This window comes from Pseudomonas sp. GW821-FHT05H12 (genome assembly GCF_059419385.1).
In genome coordinates, this window is sequence record NZ_JBWKRS010000031.1 from 43002 (window position 1) to 58301 (window position 15300).

Consider the following 15300-nt stretch of genomic DNA (forward strand, 5'->3'; position numbering starts at 1 on the left):
CAAACCGGCAAAACAAAAAGGCCAACGCTTAGCGTTGGCCTTTTTTATTGGGTGCTCGAACAAGCATTTTTGAAATGCTCCACGTGGAACATCTTCGTTTCACCCCGGAGTCGTTGCGGCCACACTCTCCAACCGATAGCCGTATCCGTAGATCGTCAGCAGTTGCCAGCCGCGATCTGCCGTCAGCCCAAGCTTGTTACGCAGACGGTAGATGTGGGTATCCAGTGGCCGCGACGACACCATTTCCTCGTGAGTCCAGAAACGCTCGTACAGGTATTCCCGAGACAGCGGGCGTGCCAGGTTGGCAAACAAGCAGCTAGCGAGTCGATACTCGCGCTCGGTCAGGTTGATCGGTTTGCCCGCACGGGTAACGGTCAACTCGGCATCATCAAAGGTCAGGTCATTGAAACTCTGCACTTCATGAGTGTTGGTTTTTTGTAGGCCGTGGCGGCGCAAAACGGCCGAGACCCGGGCCTTCAATTCATTGGGACGGAAGGGCTTGCTGACGTAGTCATCGGCGCCGCTGTTCAATGCGGTAACGATATCGCTCTCTGCATCACGGCTCGTCAGCATGATCACTGCGGGGGGCGACTCCATGTGTTCGCGAGTCCAGCGCAACAGAGCAATGCCGGTGATATCGGGCAACTGCCAATCGAGTATCAGCAGATCAAACGTTTCCCGGCGCAGTTGGCGCAGCAGGTCTTCACCCCGTTCAAAAAAATGCAGGGACCAAGGCTGTTCCGTGGTGCTGGGGATTTGTCGCAGTGTCTGTTCAACCCGACGCAATTCCGCGGGCTCGTCATCCAGTATTGCGACACGCATGGGTGGGTCCTTTCTACTAAAAAATACGGCGGCCAACTTCGGGCTAGGCTGCTCAATTACCGGCCTTTGAATCTGAAGAATTGTGGTCAGAATTAACGGCCTTATGATTCCCTCGGTAGGCTGATATCAAAGAGCCCTTAACCTACTGAAAGACTTCAAAACCGATGTAGGAAAGATACCGGCTCCTGCCCCTGAGGAAAAGGATCAGCCGACACATGCGCTGCCGTCATCCTGTGCGCGTCGGTGTCAGATGCCTTCTGGAACCCCTAACCTTGATGAGCACCATGACCTTTTCCCCTAACCGATTGTGCTACGCCCTCTCCTCATTGCTGGGTTTGGTGGTGGGGGCGGCGCATGCTTCTGCTGTGGTTCGCCCGCCCTATATTGATGACCCATGGATGTGTCGAGCGCAGCCGCTACCGGCCGTTGTGCAGCACCTGACGGGAGAAGCCTGGAAGCTCGACACCAAGGGCCAATTACGCCCATTGCAGGAAGGCATGACGATTGATGAGAAGGAAGGCGTGAAAACCTCGGCCTCGGCGTTTGTCAGCCTGTTGCTGGGCGATGGCTCCCGGGTGGTGTTGCCGTCCAGTTCGCAGGTGCGTTTGCATATGGAGCAGAGGCAATCGATTCCCCAGGTCATCCTGGAACAGGGTCAGGCCGAGGCCTATGTGATCAAGCGGCCCAGTGAGCATGACCGGCTCCAGATCGTGACACCCGTTGGCGTGCTGGGCGTGCGCGGTACGCACTTTCGGGTGCGGGACGACGGCGAGCAATCCGTGCTTGAGGTGCTGGATGGGCAGGTAGCCGCCAACCGGGACACCCGGAAAAAACCTGATGAAGACGAAGTAAAAGTCGGTGCTCGCCAAGGCCTGCTGTTCAAGAAGCAAGGCGATCTGAACACCGTGACACTCCTGCCCGCACCCAAGTTGGTGGGTCAGGATGGGCAAAAAGGTGATGCACCTATGTGGACGTTGTACGTGCGGCCCTTACCCGGCGCCCAGCGCTATCGCGCCCAAGTCGCCACCGACCAAGCCTTTATGAACATCAAGCAGGAAAACTTTTCCAGCGAGCCGAAAATGAGCTTCACTGGGCTCAAAGCATCGTTCTATCACGTGCGATTGTCGGCTTACGACGAACAGGGCCTGGAGGGAGAAACCGGGGTTTATGACATCTTCTACTATCCGCCCGCAACGCAGGCCAAGGCCTCTGGTGGCTAATCAATGATGCTCTGGCGCAAGGCCGAGAAACGCCAACCCACCCATGCACAGCGCCTGTTCCACGGTTTGGTCCGTGAGTGGCTGTGGATAGGCTTGCTGCTCTTGCCTATCACTGCTTACCTGTCGCTCAGCCCAGGACTGGCGCTGAACAACCCGCTGTATGACAGCCTGCGCCGCCTCACCCCGCTGCCGGTAGACCCGCGCATCCTGTTGGTCACCATTGATGACAAGAGTTTGAAAGACCTCGGCCGATGGCCCTGGCCGCGCAGCCTGCACGCAGACCTGATCGACCGCCTGAATGCTGCACAGCCCGCAGCCATCCTGTTCGATGTGATTTTCAGCGAGCCCGGTGAGCCGGCCAATGATCGGCGTCTTGCCCAATCAGTGTGCGAGGCCGGTAACGTGTTGCTGCCGCTGTTGCGTGAAGACGCCACCCGCTACAGCCAGCCCGGCGCACAACTACTGCCGCTGCTCAAATGTGCCAAGGGCGTAGGGCATATCAATGTCGAGGCCGACAGTGACGGTGTGGTGCGCAACCTGTACATGCGTGAAGGCCCACCTGATGACACCACGCCGCAACTGGCGTGGATGGCGTACACGCTGAGTGGCCAGGCGGACGAGATGCCTGGTGAGGCGCTGGAGCCGATCAGTGCGCACTGGCACCGTGAACACGCCATACGTATTCCGTTCATTGGTGCCCATACGCACTTTCCGAGTGTGTCCTACGCCAGCGTCCTACGGGGTGAGGTGCCTGCTGAGCAACTGCGTGATCGGCTGATTCTTGTCGGTGCCACGGCGTCTGGCATGGGCGATCGTTTTGTCACCCCGCTCTCTTCTACCGTCGGTACCACGGCTGGGGTAGAGATCCAGGCGAACGTCCTCAATGGACTGCTTCAAGGCCGAAGCATCGTCGACCTTCCCGGTTGGCTGGCTGCGTTGATGGCGACTTCAGGGGTGGCGTTGCTGCTGGGTCTATTGCTCTACCGGCCGCGTTACGCCCTGTGGATGACCCTGGGCTGCATGGCTGCTGCGTTGCTGGGCTCTTGGGCTTTGCTGCGCCTGGGTCATTGGTGGTCGCCTGCGGCGTGCCTGATTGGCCTTTTGCTCAGCTACCTGATCTGGAACTGGCGCCGCCTCAGTGTGATCCTTGCCTACTTCGGCTGGGAACTGGCTAGGTTGGATAACGAACCCAAAGTGCTGCCTGAGCGCCGCAGGGCACCCGCCAGCAAAGGCGACGTGCTGCAAGCGCGTATCTTTGCCCTGGAGCAAGCCGTAAGCCGTACACGGGATACCCGGCGCTTCATGGCTGACGGCCTGGAATGCCTGCCGGTGGCCACCCTGATTACCGACCCCCAAGGCAATATCTTGCTGGCCAACCGCATTGCCCGCGACGTATTTGGCCATGACTTGATCACCGCAAACCTGCTCGAAGAACTGGCCGACTTGGGCTATCCGCCGCTGCACAATGGCGTGCGCCCTGCCCTGTCAGCGTTGGAGCTGGTCGAGTTCCGGGACATCCACCAGCGCAGCCTGCGCATGGAGCTGGCCCCCATGTTGCCGGCTGACGGCGACGTCGCGCTCGGCTGGCTGCTGAGCCTTACAGACCTGAGTAAGGAACGTAACGCCCAGCAGCACCGGGAGACCATGTTGCGTTTCTTGTCCCACGACCTGCGCGCCCCCCATTCAGCGATCCTCGCGCTGCTGGATGTGCACAATGGCGAATCCCCGGTATTCGCCCAGATCGAGCAACAAGTGCGGCGGGCCTTGAGCCTTACCGAATCCTTCGTACAACTGGCCAAGGCCGAGGCTGACGGTTACCAATTCCAGCCAACCCTGTTCGCCATGTTGGTCATGGATGCCTTCGACCAGGTGGCGGTGATCGCGCAGCTCAAGGGCATTCACTTGGTCCACGACCTGGATGAGGCCGACGAGGGCATGATCCTGGCCGACCAATCGTTGCTGACCCGGGCGTTATTCAACGTACTGGAGAATGCGATCAAATATTCCCCCTCCGGCACCACCGTTCGGTTGAGCCACGCCAGCGTGCAGGGATGGCTTGAGTGCCGCATCAGCGACCAGGGGCCCGGGATCGCGCCAGCGGATCTGCCGGAGTTGTTCAGTCAATACCGACGCTTCGATTCGGCCCAGGGCAGCGAGGGGCTGGGGTTGGGCCTGACCATGGTCAAGGCCGTGCTGGAACGTCATGGCGGGCGCATTCGATGCGACAGCGAACTCGGCATAGGCACAACATTCAGCCTGCAACTGCCCTTGCTGGACGACTAAAAAACGTACTTTTCTGCTGTGCATAAAAAACCGGTCACAAGGACCGGTTTTTTAATGCTGAAAAAACTTATGCACGTTTTTCGTGATTTTATGAGCTGAAGAAATATGTAATTAAATCAGCCTGTTATGAATCAAAAAAGCCAATTCGCCAACAAACCGTACACAGGTTATCCACAGATCCTCAAACCGCCGGCGTCTCGACCACAACCGGCTCCGGCGGCAACGAACCCATGGCGCGTTGCTGGGCTTCATTCCACGCCTGGGCACGGTCATTCAGTGCCGCAATGGCGCGTGGTCCTTCACCTTCGGCGTACATCGGCTCGCCGATGACCACGGTGATGGTGCCTTCGCGTTTGGCCCAGCCGGTCTTTGGCCAAAACTTGCCAGCGTTGTGCGCAATCGGCAGCACCGGCAGGTTGGCGTTGACTGCCAGAGCCGTACCGCCGCGTGAGAACTTGCCTACGGTGCCGTAGGGAACGCGCGTACCTTCCGGGAAGATCAGTACCCAAACGTTGTCCTTGAGCAGCTCATCGCCCTTCTTGGCCACGTGCTTGAGGGCGGCCTTGGGGTTGTCGCGGTCGATGGCGATCGGCCGCAGCATGGCCATGGCCCAGCCGAAGAACGGCACGTACAACAGTTCACGCTTGAGCACCTGGCTCAGGGGTGAGAAGTAGGCCGAGAGAAAGAACGTCTCCCAGGTGCTCTGGTGGTTCGACAGAATCACGCAGGGCTGGTCCGGTACGTTTTCAGCACCCTTGACCTCGAAACGGATATTCAGGAACACCTTGGTCAGCCACAACGCGCAGCGGCACCAATAGACGTTGATAAAGCGATAGCGCGCCTTGAACGGCAGGAAGGGCGCAATAAAAAAGCTCAGGGTGCACCAGAGGAACGAACTGGTGCCCAGCAGCAGGTAAAAGAAAAAGGTTCTGATGGCCTGCAAAATCGACATGGCGGCATTTACCGTTGCGGGACGCGGCCCGCCTGCTAAAAGCGCACTCCCGAGCAATCCTTGTTCAGGAAGTCGAGGGCGGCTAGTTGTTGATAAGTTCTGCGGCAACGGCCGCCAGATCGTCAAAAATCAAGGTGCCTACCGGCAGGTTTTTCGCCTGGGTCTTTTCGCCTTTCCCGGTCTTAACCAAAACTGGCTGAGAGTCGACGGCTTTGGCCGCCTCCAAGTCACCGAGGCTGTCCCCGACGAACCATATCCCAGCCAAGGGCACCTTGTAATGTTCTGCAATGGTTTTCAACATGCCAGGCTTGGGTTTGCGGCAATCGCAGCCCTCGTCCGGCCCATGGGGACAGTACACCACCAGCCCCACCTCACCGCCCTGCTCAGCCACCAACGTGCGCAAGCGCGCGTGCATGGCGTCCAGGGTGGCGATGTCGTAGTAACCACGAGCGATGCCGGACTGGTTGGTGGCGATGGCCACCGTCCAGCCGGCTTTGCTCAACTGCGCGATAGCCTCGATCGAACCGGGCAGTGGAATCCATTCCGCCACCGACTTGATGTAAGCGTCGGAGTCGTAATTGATCACTCCGTCCCGATCGAGAATCAGCAGTTTCAACATGGTCAGCTCAGCGTCGAAATGTCAGCGATGTTGACGAACAGGCCGCGCAGGCGCGCCAGCATGGCGTAACGGTTTTTCCGCACACCGGCATCGTCGGCATTGATCATCACGGCTTCGAAAAACGCATCCACCGGCTCACGCAAGGTGGCCAGGCGTGCCAGGGCTTCGGCGTAGTTGCGTTCGGCGATCAGCGGTTTCACCGCGTTTTCTGCCTTGGCGATGGCCGAGTTCAGCGAGAACTCCTTGGCGTCGGCAAACAGGCCAGGGTCGACTTCGGCGTTGCCCAGGCCTTCGGCCTTGCTCAGCAGGTTCGACACGCGCTTGTTCACGGCGGCCAGGGCATCGGCTTCCGGCAATTTGCGGAAGGCCTGTACGGCTTGTACGCGTTGGTCGAAGTCCAGCGCCGAACCCGGCTGCAGGGCACGTACCGACAGGTACACCGACACGTCCACGCCTTCGTCTTCATAACGCGCACGCAGGCGGTCGAACACGAACTCCAGCACCTGCTCGGCCAGGCCGGCTTGCTTGACCTTGCCGCCGAACTGGCCAACCGCGAACACCACGGCCTGGGTCAGGTCGAGATCCAGCTTCTTGTCGATCAGGATGCGCAGCACACCCAGGGCGGCACGGCGCAGGGCATACGGGTCTTTGCTGCCGGTGGGCAGCATGCCGATACCGAAGATACCCACAAGCGTATCCAGCTTGTCGGCGATCGCCACTGCGGCACCGGTCAAGGTGCTTGGCAGTTCAGCGCCAGCACCACGCGGCATGTACTGCTCGTTCAGGGCCAGGGCCACATCATCCGGCTCGCCGTCGTTGAGGGCGTAGTAGTAGCCGGCAACGCCTTGCATTTCCGGGAACTCGCCGACCATCTCGGTGGCCAGGTCGCACTTGGACAGCAGGCCCGCACGCGCAGCCCATGCAGCGTCACCGCCAATGCGTGGCGCAATGTAGGCGGCCAGCTTGGAAACACGTACGGCCTTGTCGTAGACGCTGCCGAGTTTTTCCTGGAACACCACGTTCTGCAGGCGCAGGTTGAAGTCTTCCAGCTTCTGCTTCTTGTCTTGCTTGAAGAAGAACTCGGCGTCGGTCAGGCGCGGGCGAACGACTTTCTCGTTACCGGCGATGATCTGCTGCGGGTCCTTGCTCTCGATGTTGGCCACGGTGATGAAGCGCGGCAGCAACTTGCCGTCCACGTCCAGCAGGCAGAAATACTTCTGGTTGTCCTGCATGGTGGTGATCAGGGCTTCCTGCGGCACGTCGAGGAAACGTTCTTCGAACGAGCACACCAGCGGCACCGGCCATTCAACCAGGGCGGTCACTTCATCCAGCAGGCTTGGCGGCACGATGGCGGTGCCTTCCTGCAGGCGGGCCAGTTCTTCGGTGCGCTTGCTGATCAGCTCGCGACGCTCGTTCGCGTCGGCCAGCACGTAGGCAGCACGCAGGTCGGCGGCGTAGTTGGCCGGCGAAGTGATGCGTACAGCTTGCGGATGATGGAAGCGGTGACCACGGGAGTCACGACCGGCTTTCTGGGCGAGAATGGTGCAATCGATGATTTGGTCACCGAGCAGCATCACCAGCCACTGGGTCGGACGCACGAATTCTTCTTTGCGCGCACCCCAGCGCATGCGCTTGGGGATAGGCAGGTCGTTCAACGAGTCTTCAACGATGGTCGGCAGCAGGCTCGCGGTCGGTTTGCCGGTGATGACCTGGCTGAAACGCAGTTTCGGGCCGCTCTGGTCGATCTCGCTCAGCTCGACGCCACACTTCTTGGCGAAGCCCAGTGCCGCTTGAGTCGGGTTGCCTTCGGCGTCGAAAGCGGCCTGGCGCGGCGGGCCGTCGAGGTTGATGCTGCGGTCCGGCTGCTGGGTTTCCAGCGCGGTCAGCAACACCGCCAGGCGACGTGGCGCGGCGTAGACTTTTTTCGCTTCGAATTTGAGGCCAGCGGTTTGCAGGCCTTTTTCGATACCGGCCAGGAACGCGTCGGCCAGGGTATTCAGTGCCTTGGGTGGCAGCTCTTCGGTGCCCAGTTCAACCAGGAAATCTTGAGCACTCATTGTGCAGCCTCCAGCTTAGCCAACACTTCATCACGCAGGTCCGGGGTTGCCATCGGGAAGCCCAGCTTGGCGCGAGCCAGCAGGTAGGCTTGGGCGACGGAACGCGCCAGGGTGCGTACACGCAGGATGTATTGCTGGCGCGCGGTTACCGAGATGGCACGGCGGGCGTCCAGCAGGTTGAAGGTATGGGAGGCCTTCAACACCATTTCATAGCTTGGCAACGGCAGCGGCTGGTCCAATTCGATCAGGCGCTTGGCTTCGCTTTCGTAGAAGTCGAACAGTTCGAACAGCTTGTCGACGTTGGCGTGTTCGAAGTTGTAGGTGGACTGCTCCACTTCGTTCTGGTGGAACACGTCGCCGTAAGTAACCTTGCCGAACGGGCCGTCTGCCCACACCAGGTCGTAGACCGAGTCCACGCCCTGCAGGTACATGGCCAGGCGCTCCAAACCGTAGGTGATTTCGCCGGTCACCGGGTAGCACTCGATACCACCGGCCTGCTGGAAGTAAGTGAACTGCGTCACTTCCATGCCGTTGAGCCAGACTTCCCAGCCCAGGCCCCAGGCGCCCAGGGTCGGCGATTCCCAGTTGTCTTCAACAAAACGGATATCGTGGACCAGTGGGTCCAGGCCCACGTGCTTGAGCGAGCCCAGGTACAGTTCCTGGAAATTGTCCGGGTTCGGCTTCAATACCACCTGGAACTGGTAGTAGTGCTGCAGACGGTTCGGGTTTTCGCCGTAGCGGCCGTCAGTCGGGCGACGACTGGGCTGCACATAAGCGGCGTTCCAGGTTTCCGGGCCGATGGCCCGCAGGAATGTTGCGGTGTGGAAAGTGCCGGCGCCTACTTCCATATCGTAGGGCTGAAGTACCACACAACCTTGCTCGGCCCAGTATTGCTGGAGGGCGAGGATCAAGTCTTGGAAGGTACGCACGGCTGGCGTAGGCTGGCTCACGAAATTCACCTGTTACTTGGGCTGCGATTTAAAGAGCGGGAGTATACCCGATTCGGCCGCGCCACCATCCCCTGGAGCCTTATGCCACGCTGCTTTTGGTGTTCTGAAGATCCGCTGTACATGGCTTATCACGATCAGGAGTGGGGAACGCCGCTGCGCGACGCACAGGGCTTGTTCGAGTTGCTTTTGCTCGAAGGGTTCCAGGCTGGCCTTTCCTGGATCACCGTTTTACGCAAACGCGAGCATTATCGAAAGGTCTTGTTTGGTTTTGATGCGCAGCGCCTGGCGCGCTTGACCGATGACGAGATCGAAGCGCTGATGCAGGACCCGGGTATCGTGCGCAATCGCCTGAAGCTCAACGCCACCCGTCGCAATGCCGCCGCCTGGCTGGCGCTGGAGGACCCGGTAGGGTTGCTCTGGTCCTTCGTTGGCGGCAAGCCCAAGGTCAATCATTTCAAGGATCGCAGCGAAGTCCCGGCGATCACCCCCGAGGCCGAAGCCATGAGCCGTGCCTTGAAAAAAGCCGGCTTTACCTTCGTCGGCCCGACCATTTGCTACGCGTTCATGCAGGCCTCCGGCATGGTCATGGACCACACTCAGGACTGCGACCGTTACGCGGACCTGGCCAACGCCGGTTAGAATGCCGGCTTTGCGCACCACACACGATCAGGAGTGACCTGTGGAAAAGTTTAAAGGCGCCTTGCTGGTAGGCGCTCTCCGGTTGTTTGCCCTGCTGCCTTGGCGCGCCGTCCAGGCCGTCGGCACGGCGATTGGCTGGATCATGTGGAAAACCCCCAACCGCTCCCGCGACACGGTGCGGATCAACCTGTCCAAATGCTTCCCGGACATGGACCCCGTCGAGCGTGAAGCTTTAGTCGGCCGCAGCCTGATGGACATCGGCAAGTCCCTGACCGAAAGCGCCTGCGCCTGGATCTGGCCGGCCCAGCGCTCCATCGACCTGGTGCGTGAAGTCGAAGGCTTGGAAGTGCTGCACGAAGCCCTGGCCTCGGGCAAAGGCGTGGTCGGTATCACCAGCCACCTGGGCAACTGGGAAGTGCTGAACCACTTCTATTGCAGCCAGTGCAAACCGATCATTTTCTACCGTCCGCCCAAGCTCAAGGCGGTGGACGAGTTGCTGCGCAAGCAGCGCGTGCAGTTGGGCAACCGCGTGGCGGCCTCCACCAAGGAAGGCATCCTCAGCGTGATCAAGGAAGTGCGCAAAGGTGGCCAGGTGGGCATTCCCGCCGACCCGGAACCGGCTGAATCGGCCGGAATCTTCGTACCGTTCTTCGCCACCCAGGCACTCACCAGCAAGTTCGTGCCGAACATGCTGGCGGGCCACAAGGCTGTTGGCGTGTTCCTGCACGCGCTGCGGCTGCCGGACGGTTCGGGTTACAAAGTGATTTTGGAAGCAGCACCGGAAGACATGTACAGCACCGACACTGCCACGTCCTGCGCGGCGATGAGCAAGGTGGTGGAGCGTTATGTCGGCGCCTACCCAAGCCAGTACATGTGGAGCATGAAGCGCTTCAAGAAGCGCCCACCGGGTGAGGCGCGGTGGTACTGATTAACCGCTGACCTCCCTGCCAATGGAGGTCAAATGTGGGAGCTGGCTTGCCTGCGATAGCATCACCTCGGTGCAACTGACAGACCGAGTTGCTTGCATCACAGGCAAGCCAGCTCCCACAGGGGATCGCCTCAGGCCTGGCGGTCGAGTTTCTTCAGGAATACCGTCATTTCTTTTTCGGCCTGTTTATCGCCATGGGCCTGGGCCGCCACAATCCCCTGCTCCCACGCCAACCGGGCCGCTGCGCGGTCTTCCAGCCCCAACTGCGCCTTGCCCAATAGCTTCCACGCCGCCGAATATTTCGGGTCGAACTCCACGCACTTGCGCAAATGCTCCGCCGCCCTGGCGTTGTCCTTCAAATCCAGATAACCCTTGCCCAGCCCAAAGCGCAGCAGCGAATTATCCACACCCTTGGCCAGCATTTTCTCGAGTGACTCAAGCATACGAAGAACCCTGTAGGAGCCGGCTTGCCGGCGATAGCGTCATCAGAAAAAGCTCAGCCCCACGTGGAACAACTTCTCCACATCGCGGATATGTTTCTTATCCACCAGGAACAGGATCACATGGTCACCGGTTTCGATCACCGTGTCGTCGTGGGCGATGATCACCTCTTCGTCACGAATGATCGCGCCAATGGTGGTGCCCGGCGGCAAGCCGATATCGCGGATGGCCTTGCCGATCACCTTGCTCGATTTGGAGTCACCGTGGGCAATCGCCTCGATGGCCTCCGCCGCGCCACGGCGCAGGGAATGCACACTCACGATGTCGCCGCGGCGCACGTGGGCGAGCAACGTACCGATGGTGGCCAGTTGCGGGCTGATGGCGATGTCGATATCGCCGCCCTGGATCAGGTCGACATAGGCCGGGTTATTGATGATGGTCATCACCTTCTTCGCCCCGAGCCGTTTGGCCAGCAGTGACGACATGATGTTGGCTTCGTCATCGTTGGTCAGCGCCAGGAAGATATCCGCGTCGGCGATGTTTTCTTCCATCAGCAGGTCGCGGTCCGAGGCACTGCCTTGCAGTACGACAGTGCTGTCCAGCGTGTCGGACAAATGCCGGCAACGTGCCGGGCTCATCTCGATGATCTTCACCTGGTAGCGGCTTTCGATGGCCTCGGCCAAACGCTCACCGATCTGCCCACCGCCGGCGATGACGATGCGCTTGTAGGTTTCATCAAGGCGGCGCATTTCGCTCATCACGGCGCGAATATTCGCCTTGGCGGCAATGAAGAATACTTCGTCGTCGGCCTCAATCACCGTGTCGCCCTGGGGCAGGATCGGCCGGTCACGGCGGAAAATCGCCGCGACGCGGGTTTCCACATTCGGCATGTGTTCGCGCAACTGGCGCAGTTGCTGGCCGACCAGCGGGCCACCGTAGTACGCCTTCACGGCCACCAGTTGGGCCTTGCCTTCGGCGAAGTCGATCACCTGCAAGGCGCCGGGAATTTCGATCAGGCGCTTGATGTAGTGGGTAACCACCTGCTCCGGGCTGATCAGCACGTCGACCGGAATTGCGTCGTTGTCGAACAGGCCGGCGCGGGTCAAGTAGGCCGCTTCGCGCACGCGGGCGATCTTGGTCGGGGTGTGGAACAGGGTGTGGGCGACCTGGCACGCGACCATGTTGGTCTCGTCGCTGTTGGTCACCGCCACCAGCATGTCGGCGTCGTCGGCACCCGCCTGGCGCAGCACGGTCGGGAACGACGCGCGGCCTTGTACGGTGCGGATGTCCAGGCGGTCGCCGAGGTTGCGCAGGCGCTCGCTGTCGGTGTCGACCACCGTGATGTCGTTGGCTTCGCTGGCCAAATGTTCAGCCAGCGTGCCGCCGACCTGCCCTGCCCCAAGGATGATGATTTTCATCCGGTCACTCCCTTAAAACCGTTCAGCCGCGAGCGGCGGCGATCTTGATCAGTTTGGCGTAGTAGAAGCCGTCGTGGCCGCCTTCCTGGGCGAGCAATTGGCGACCGTGGGGCTGCTTGATGCCGGCCGTGGTCGCCAGGTCCAACTCGCGTGCGCCGCTGGTACGGGCAAGGAAGGCTTCGATGACCTCGGTGTTCTCGGTCGGCAGCGTGGAGCAGGTGGCGTAGAGCAGGATGCCGCCGACTTCCAGGGTTGGCCACATCGCGTCGAGCAATTCGCCTTGCAGCACAGCCAGGGCGGCGATGTCGTCGGGTTGGCGCGTGAGCTTGATGTCCGGGTGACGGCGAATCACACCGGTGGCGGAGCACGGCGCGTCCAGCAGGATGCGTTGGAAGGGTTTGCCGTCCCACCAGGTGGCGGTGTCGCGGCCGTCGGCGGCGATCAGCTCGGCGTTCAAGCCCAGGCGTGCGAGGTTCTCGCGCACGCGCACCAGGCGTTTGGCTTCCAGGTCGACCGCGACCACACCGGCGAGGTCTTTTTCGACTTCCAGGATGTGACACGTCTTACCGCCCGGCGCGCAGCAGGCGTCGAGTACTCGTTGGCCGGGCGCCAGGTCGAGCAGGTCGGCGGCGAGTTGCGCCGCTTCGTCCTGCACGCTGATCCAGCCTTCGGCAAAGCCCGGCAGGCTGCGCACATCGGTGGCGGCTTCGAGCACGATACCGTCGACGCTGTACACGCACGGCGTGGCGTTGATACCGGCGTGGGTGAGCAATTGCAGGTAGGCGTCGCGGCTGTGATGACGACGGTTGACCCGCAGGATCATCGGCGGGTGCGCATTGTTGGCGGCGCAGATGGCTTCCCATTGCTCAGGCCAGAACGCCTTCAGCGACTTCTGCAGCCAGCGCGGGTGGGCGGTGCGCACCACCGGGTCATGTTCCAGCTCGGCCAGCAGCGCTTCGCTTTCGCGCTGGGCGCGGCGCAGCACGGCATTGAGCAGGGCCTTGGCCCACGGCTTTTTCAGTTTGTCGGCGCAACCGACCGTCTCGCCGATGGCGGCGTGGGCCGGCACGCGGGTGTAAAGCAGTTGGTAGAGACCGACCAGCAACAGCGCTTCCACATCCGCATCCGCCGCCTTGAACGGTTTTTGCAGCAGCTTGGCCGCCAGCGCCGACAAGCGTGGCTGCCAACGGGCGGTGCCAAAGGCCAGGTCCTGGGTGAAACCGCGATCACGGTCTTCGACCTTGTCCAGCTGGGTGGGCAACGAACTGTTCAGCGAAGCCTTGCCGTTGAGGACGACGGCCAGAGCCTTGGCGGCGGCCAGACGTGGGTTCATTGGGCAGCACCCAAGACAGTGCCCAGGGCAAATTTCTCACGACGGCTATTGAACAAATCGCTGAAATTAAGCGCCTTGCCGCCAGGCAATTGCAGACGGCTCAGGCACAGCGCCTGTTCGCCGCAGGCCACCAACAGGCCCTCTTTGCTGGCGCCGATGATTTCACCGGGTGCGCCTTTGCCTTCTGCCAGGGTCGCGGCCAGTACTTTCAAGGCTTCGCCGTTGAGGGTGCTGTGGCAGATTGGCCACGGGTTGAAGGCGCGTACCAGGCGCTCCAGCTCCACGGCCGGGCGGCTCCAATCGATGCGTGCTTCGTCTTTGTTCAGCTTGTGGGCGTAAGTGGCCAGGCTGTCGTCCTGCACTTCGCCTTCCAGGGTGCCAGCCGCCAAGCCGGCGATGGCCTGGGTCACAGCGGGCGGGCCCAGCTCGGCGAGGCGGTCGTGCAGGCTGCCACCGGTGTCTTGGCCGGTGATCGGGGTGGTCACCTTGAGCAGCATCGGGCCGGTGTCCAAACCCGCCTCCATGCGCATCACGGTCACACCGCTTTCGCTGTCGCCGGCTTCCACGGCGCGTTGGATCGGCGCCGCACCACGCCAGCGGGGCAGCAGCGAGGCGTGGCTGTTGATGCAGCCCAGGCGCGGTATATCCAGCACCGCTTGCGGCAGGATCAGGCCATAAGCCACAACTACCAACAGATCGGGTTTCAGTGCAGCCAACTCGGCCTGGGCCTCGGCGTTGCGCAGGGTCGGCGGCTGCAGCACGGGGAGGTTGTGCTCCAGCGCCAGTTGCTTGACCGGGCTCGGCATCAGTTTTTGCCCGCGACCGGCCGGGCGATCCGGCTGGGTGTACACCGCGACGATGTCATAAGGGCTGGCAAGCAGGGCCTTGAGGTGTTCGGCGGCAAATTCGGGAGTGCCGGCAAAAACAATGCGCAGTGGCTCGGTCATGGGAGGTCTCGGTTAAAAACAGTCACAAAAGAAAAAGGCTTGCCGCAGCAAGCCTTTGGAAGAGAGGCATCAAGCTTGCTGGCGATGCTTTTTTTCCAGCTTCTTCTTGATCCGGTCACGCTTGAGCGTGGACAGGTAATCGACAAACAGCTTGCCGTTGAGGTGGTCACATTCGTGCTGGATGCACACCGCCAGCAGGCCTTCGGCGATCAGCTCGAACGGCTTGCCATCACGGTCCAGGGCCTTGATCTTCACGCGCAGCGGGCGTTCGACGTTCTCGTAGAACTCGGGCACCGACAGGCAGCCTTCCTGGTACTCACCCATCTCGTCGGTCAGCGGTTCGAACTCGGGGTTGATGTACACCATCGGTTCGCTGCGATCTTCCGACAGGTCCATGACCACGACGCGCTGATGCACGTTGACCTGGGTCGCGGCGAGGCCGATGCCCGGGGCTTCATACATTGTTTCAAACATGTCATCGACCAACTGACGAACCTTGTCGTCCACTACGGCCACCGGTTTGGCGATCGTGCGCAGGCGCGAGTCGGGGAATTCGAGGATGTTCAAAATAGCCATAAGCGTAATTGCTGCACATGTGAGGTAGAGGCAAATCGGCGTTGGGATGGACCCAGACTGCCGGTGTGAAACGCCCAAAAGCCACGAAGGCACGGGGATTTCACGCGAACGCACA

14 protein-coding genes are annotated in these 15300 nt (G+C 60.9%); 4 read left to right on the forward strand and 10 right to left on the reverse strand.

Going from position 1 to position 15300, the window contains the following annotated elements; genetic code table 11:
- Window positions 1-99 precede the first annotated feature (99 nt).
- On the reverse strand, window positions 100-822 hold the full coding sequence (locus AC07SU_RS23500) for a response regulator transcription factor (RefSeq protein WP_494998367.1): 723 nt from the start codon (window positions 820-822) through the stop codon (window positions 100-102).
- Window positions 823-1106: 284 nt separating this feature from the next.
- On the opposite strand from AC07SU_RS23500, the gene AC07SU_RS23505 reads away from it, so the two are divergent.
- Both AC07SU_RS23505 and AC07SU_RS23510 read left to right on the forward strand, forming a co-directional pair.
- Window positions 1107-2042 carry a FecR family protein gene (locus AC07SU_RS23505; protein WP_494998368.1) on the forward strand — a complete coding sequence of 312 codons (936 nt, stop codon included), beginning with the start codon at window positions 1107-1109 and terminating at the stop codon, window positions 2040-2042.
- Window positions 2043-2045: 3 nt separating this feature from the next.
- Complete coding sequence (locus tag AC07SU_RS23510) at window positions 2046-4325, forward strand: CHASE2 domain-containing protein (RefSeq protein WP_494998369.1); 2280 nt, start codon at window positions 2046-2048, stop codon at window positions 4323-4325.
- A 181-nt stretch (window positions 4326-4506) separates the two neighbouring features.
- Here the strand turns inward: AC07SU_RS23510 and AC07SU_RS23515 are convergent, their stop codons facing one another.
- The 4 genes from AC07SU_RS23515 to glyQ form a co-directional block, all read right to left on the reverse strand.
- Window positions 4507-5277: a lysophospholipid acyltransferase family protein gene (locus AC07SU_RS23515; protein WP_176994582.1), complete on the reverse strand. Its 771-nt coding sequence runs from the start codon at window positions 5275-5277 to the stop codon at window positions 4507-4509.
- 82 nt (window positions 5278-5359) lie between these two features.
- Window positions 5360-5896 carry a D-glycero-beta-D-manno-heptose 1,7-bisphosphate 7-phosphatase gene (gene gmhB / locus AC07SU_RS23520; RefSeq protein WP_012721458.1) on the reverse strand — a complete coding sequence of 179 codons (537 nt, stop codon included), beginning with the start codon at window positions 5894-5896 and terminating at the stop codon, window positions 5360-5362.
- A gap of 2 nt (window positions 5897-5898) precedes the next feature.
- Window positions 5899-7953 (reverse strand): glycine--tRNA ligase subunit beta, encoded by a 2055-nt coding sequence (gene glyS / locus AC07SU_RS23525; RefSeq protein WP_494998370.1) that lies wholly within the window; start codon window positions 7951-7953, stop codon window positions 5899-5901.
- Complete coding sequence (gene glyQ / locus AC07SU_RS23530; RefSeq protein WP_003187265.1) at window positions 7950-8903, reverse strand: glycine--tRNA ligase subunit alpha; 954 nt, start codon at window positions 8901-8903, stop codon at window positions 7950-7952. Before glyQ ends, glyS begins: the two co-directional genes overlap by 4 nt.
- 81 nt (window positions 8904-8984) lie before the next feature.
- Here glyQ and AC07SU_RS23535 point away from each other — a divergent pair, with 81 nt between their 5' ends.
- The gene (locus AC07SU_RS23535; RefSeq protein ID WP_494998371.1) at window positions 8985-9542 is read left to right on the forward strand and encodes a DNA-3-methyladenine glycosylase I; all 558 of its coding nucleotides are present in this window, start codon (window positions 8985-8987) and stop codon (window positions 9540-9542) included.
- Between the two features lie 40 nt (window positions 9543-9582).
- Window positions 9583-10470: a lysophospholipid acyltransferase gene (locus tag AC07SU_RS23540; RefSeq protein WP_494998372.1), complete on the forward strand. Its 888-nt coding sequence runs from the start codon at window positions 9583-9585 to the stop codon at window positions 10468-10470.
- 131 nt (window positions 10471-10601) lie between these two features.
- Here the strand turns inward: AC07SU_RS23540 and AC07SU_RS23545 are convergent, their stop codons facing one another.
- From AC07SU_RS23545 to def, 5 genes are all read right to left on the reverse strand, one after another.
- Complete coding sequence (locus AC07SU_RS23545) at window positions 10602-10913, reverse strand: hypothetical protein (protein WP_176994587.1); 312 nt, start codon at window positions 10911-10913, stop codon at window positions 10602-10604.
- A 42-nt stretch (window positions 10914-10955) separates the two neighbouring features.
- Window positions 10956-12329: a Trk system potassium transporter TrkA gene (gene trkA, locus AC07SU_RS23550; RefSeq protein WP_176994588.1), complete on the reverse strand. Its 1374-nt coding sequence runs from the start codon at window positions 12327-12329 to the stop codon at window positions 10956-10958.
- Between the two features lie 22 nt (window positions 12330-12351).
- Window positions 12352-13662, reverse strand: coding sequence for a 16S rRNA (cytosine(967)-C(5))-methyltransferase RsmB (gene rsmB / locus AC07SU_RS23555; protein WP_494998373.1), 1311 nt, complete (start codon window positions 13660-13662; stop codon window positions 12352-12354).
- Window positions 13659-14609: a methionyl-tRNA formyltransferase gene (gene fmt / locus AC07SU_RS23560; RefSeq protein ID WP_494998374.1), complete on the reverse strand. Its 951-nt coding sequence runs from the start codon at window positions 14607-14609 to the stop codon at window positions 13659-13661. Before fmt ends, rsmB begins: the two co-directional genes overlap by 4 nt.
- Before the next feature lie 69 nt (window positions 14610-14678).
- Window positions 14679-15185: a peptide deformylase gene (def, locus tag AC07SU_RS23565; protein WP_016978734.1), complete on the reverse strand. Its 507-nt coding sequence runs from the start codon at window positions 15183-15185 to the stop codon at window positions 14679-14681.
- Between the last annotated feature and the right edge of the window lie 115 nt (window positions 15186-15300).

What these genes read in the sequence shown, in the direction of transcription:
- AC07SU_RS23505 (WP_494998368.1), top strand. Translation starts at nt 1,107, where the DNA reads ATGACCTTTTCCCCTAACCGATTGTGCTACGCCCTCTCCTCATTGCTG.
- AC07SU_RS23500 (WP_494998367.1), bottom strand. Translation starts at nt 822, where the DNA reads ATGCGTGTCGCAATACTGGATGACGAGCCCGCGGAATTGCGTCGGGTT.
- def (WP_016978734.1), bottom strand. Translation starts at nt 15,185, where the DNA reads ATGGCTATTTTGAACATCCTCGAATTCCCCGACTCGCGCCTGCGCACG.
- rsmB (WP_494998373.1), bottom strand. Translation starts at nt 13,662, where the DNA reads ATGAACCCACGTCTGGCCGCCGCCAAGGCTCTGGCCGTCGTCCTCAAC.
- AC07SU_RS23510 (WP_494998369.1), top strand. Translation starts at nt 2,046, where the DNA reads ATGATGCTCTGGCGCAAGGCCGAGAAACGCCAACCCACCCATGCACAG.
- AC07SU_RS23545 (WP_176994587.1), bottom strand. Translation starts at nt 10,913, where the DNA reads ATGCTTGAGTCACTCGAGAAAATGCTGGCCAAGGGTGTGGATAATTCG.
- glyS (WP_494998370.1), bottom strand. Translation starts at nt 7,953, where the DNA reads ATGAGTGCTCAAGATTTCCTGGTTGAACTGGGCACCGAAGAGCTGCCA.
- gmhB (WP_012721458.1), bottom strand. Translation starts at nt 5,896, where the DNA reads ATGTTGAAACTGCTGATTCTCGATCGGGACGGAGTGATCAATTACGAC.
- trkA (WP_176994588.1), bottom strand. Translation starts at nt 12,329, where the DNA reads ATGAAAATCATCATCCTTGGGGCAGGGCAGGTCGGCGGCACGCTGGCT.
- AC07SU_RS23515 (WP_176994582.1), bottom strand. Translation starts at nt 5,277, where the DNA reads ATGTCGATTTTGCAGGCCATCAGAACCTTTTTCTTTTACCTGCTGCTG.
- fmt (WP_494998374.1), bottom strand. Translation starts at nt 14,609, where the DNA reads ATGACCGAGCCACTGCGCATTGTTTTTGCCGGCACTCCCGAATTTGCC.
- AC07SU_RS23535 (WP_494998371.1), top strand. Translation starts at nt 8,985, where the DNA reads ATGCCACGCTGCTTTTGGTGTTCTGAAGATCCGCTGTACATGGCTTAT.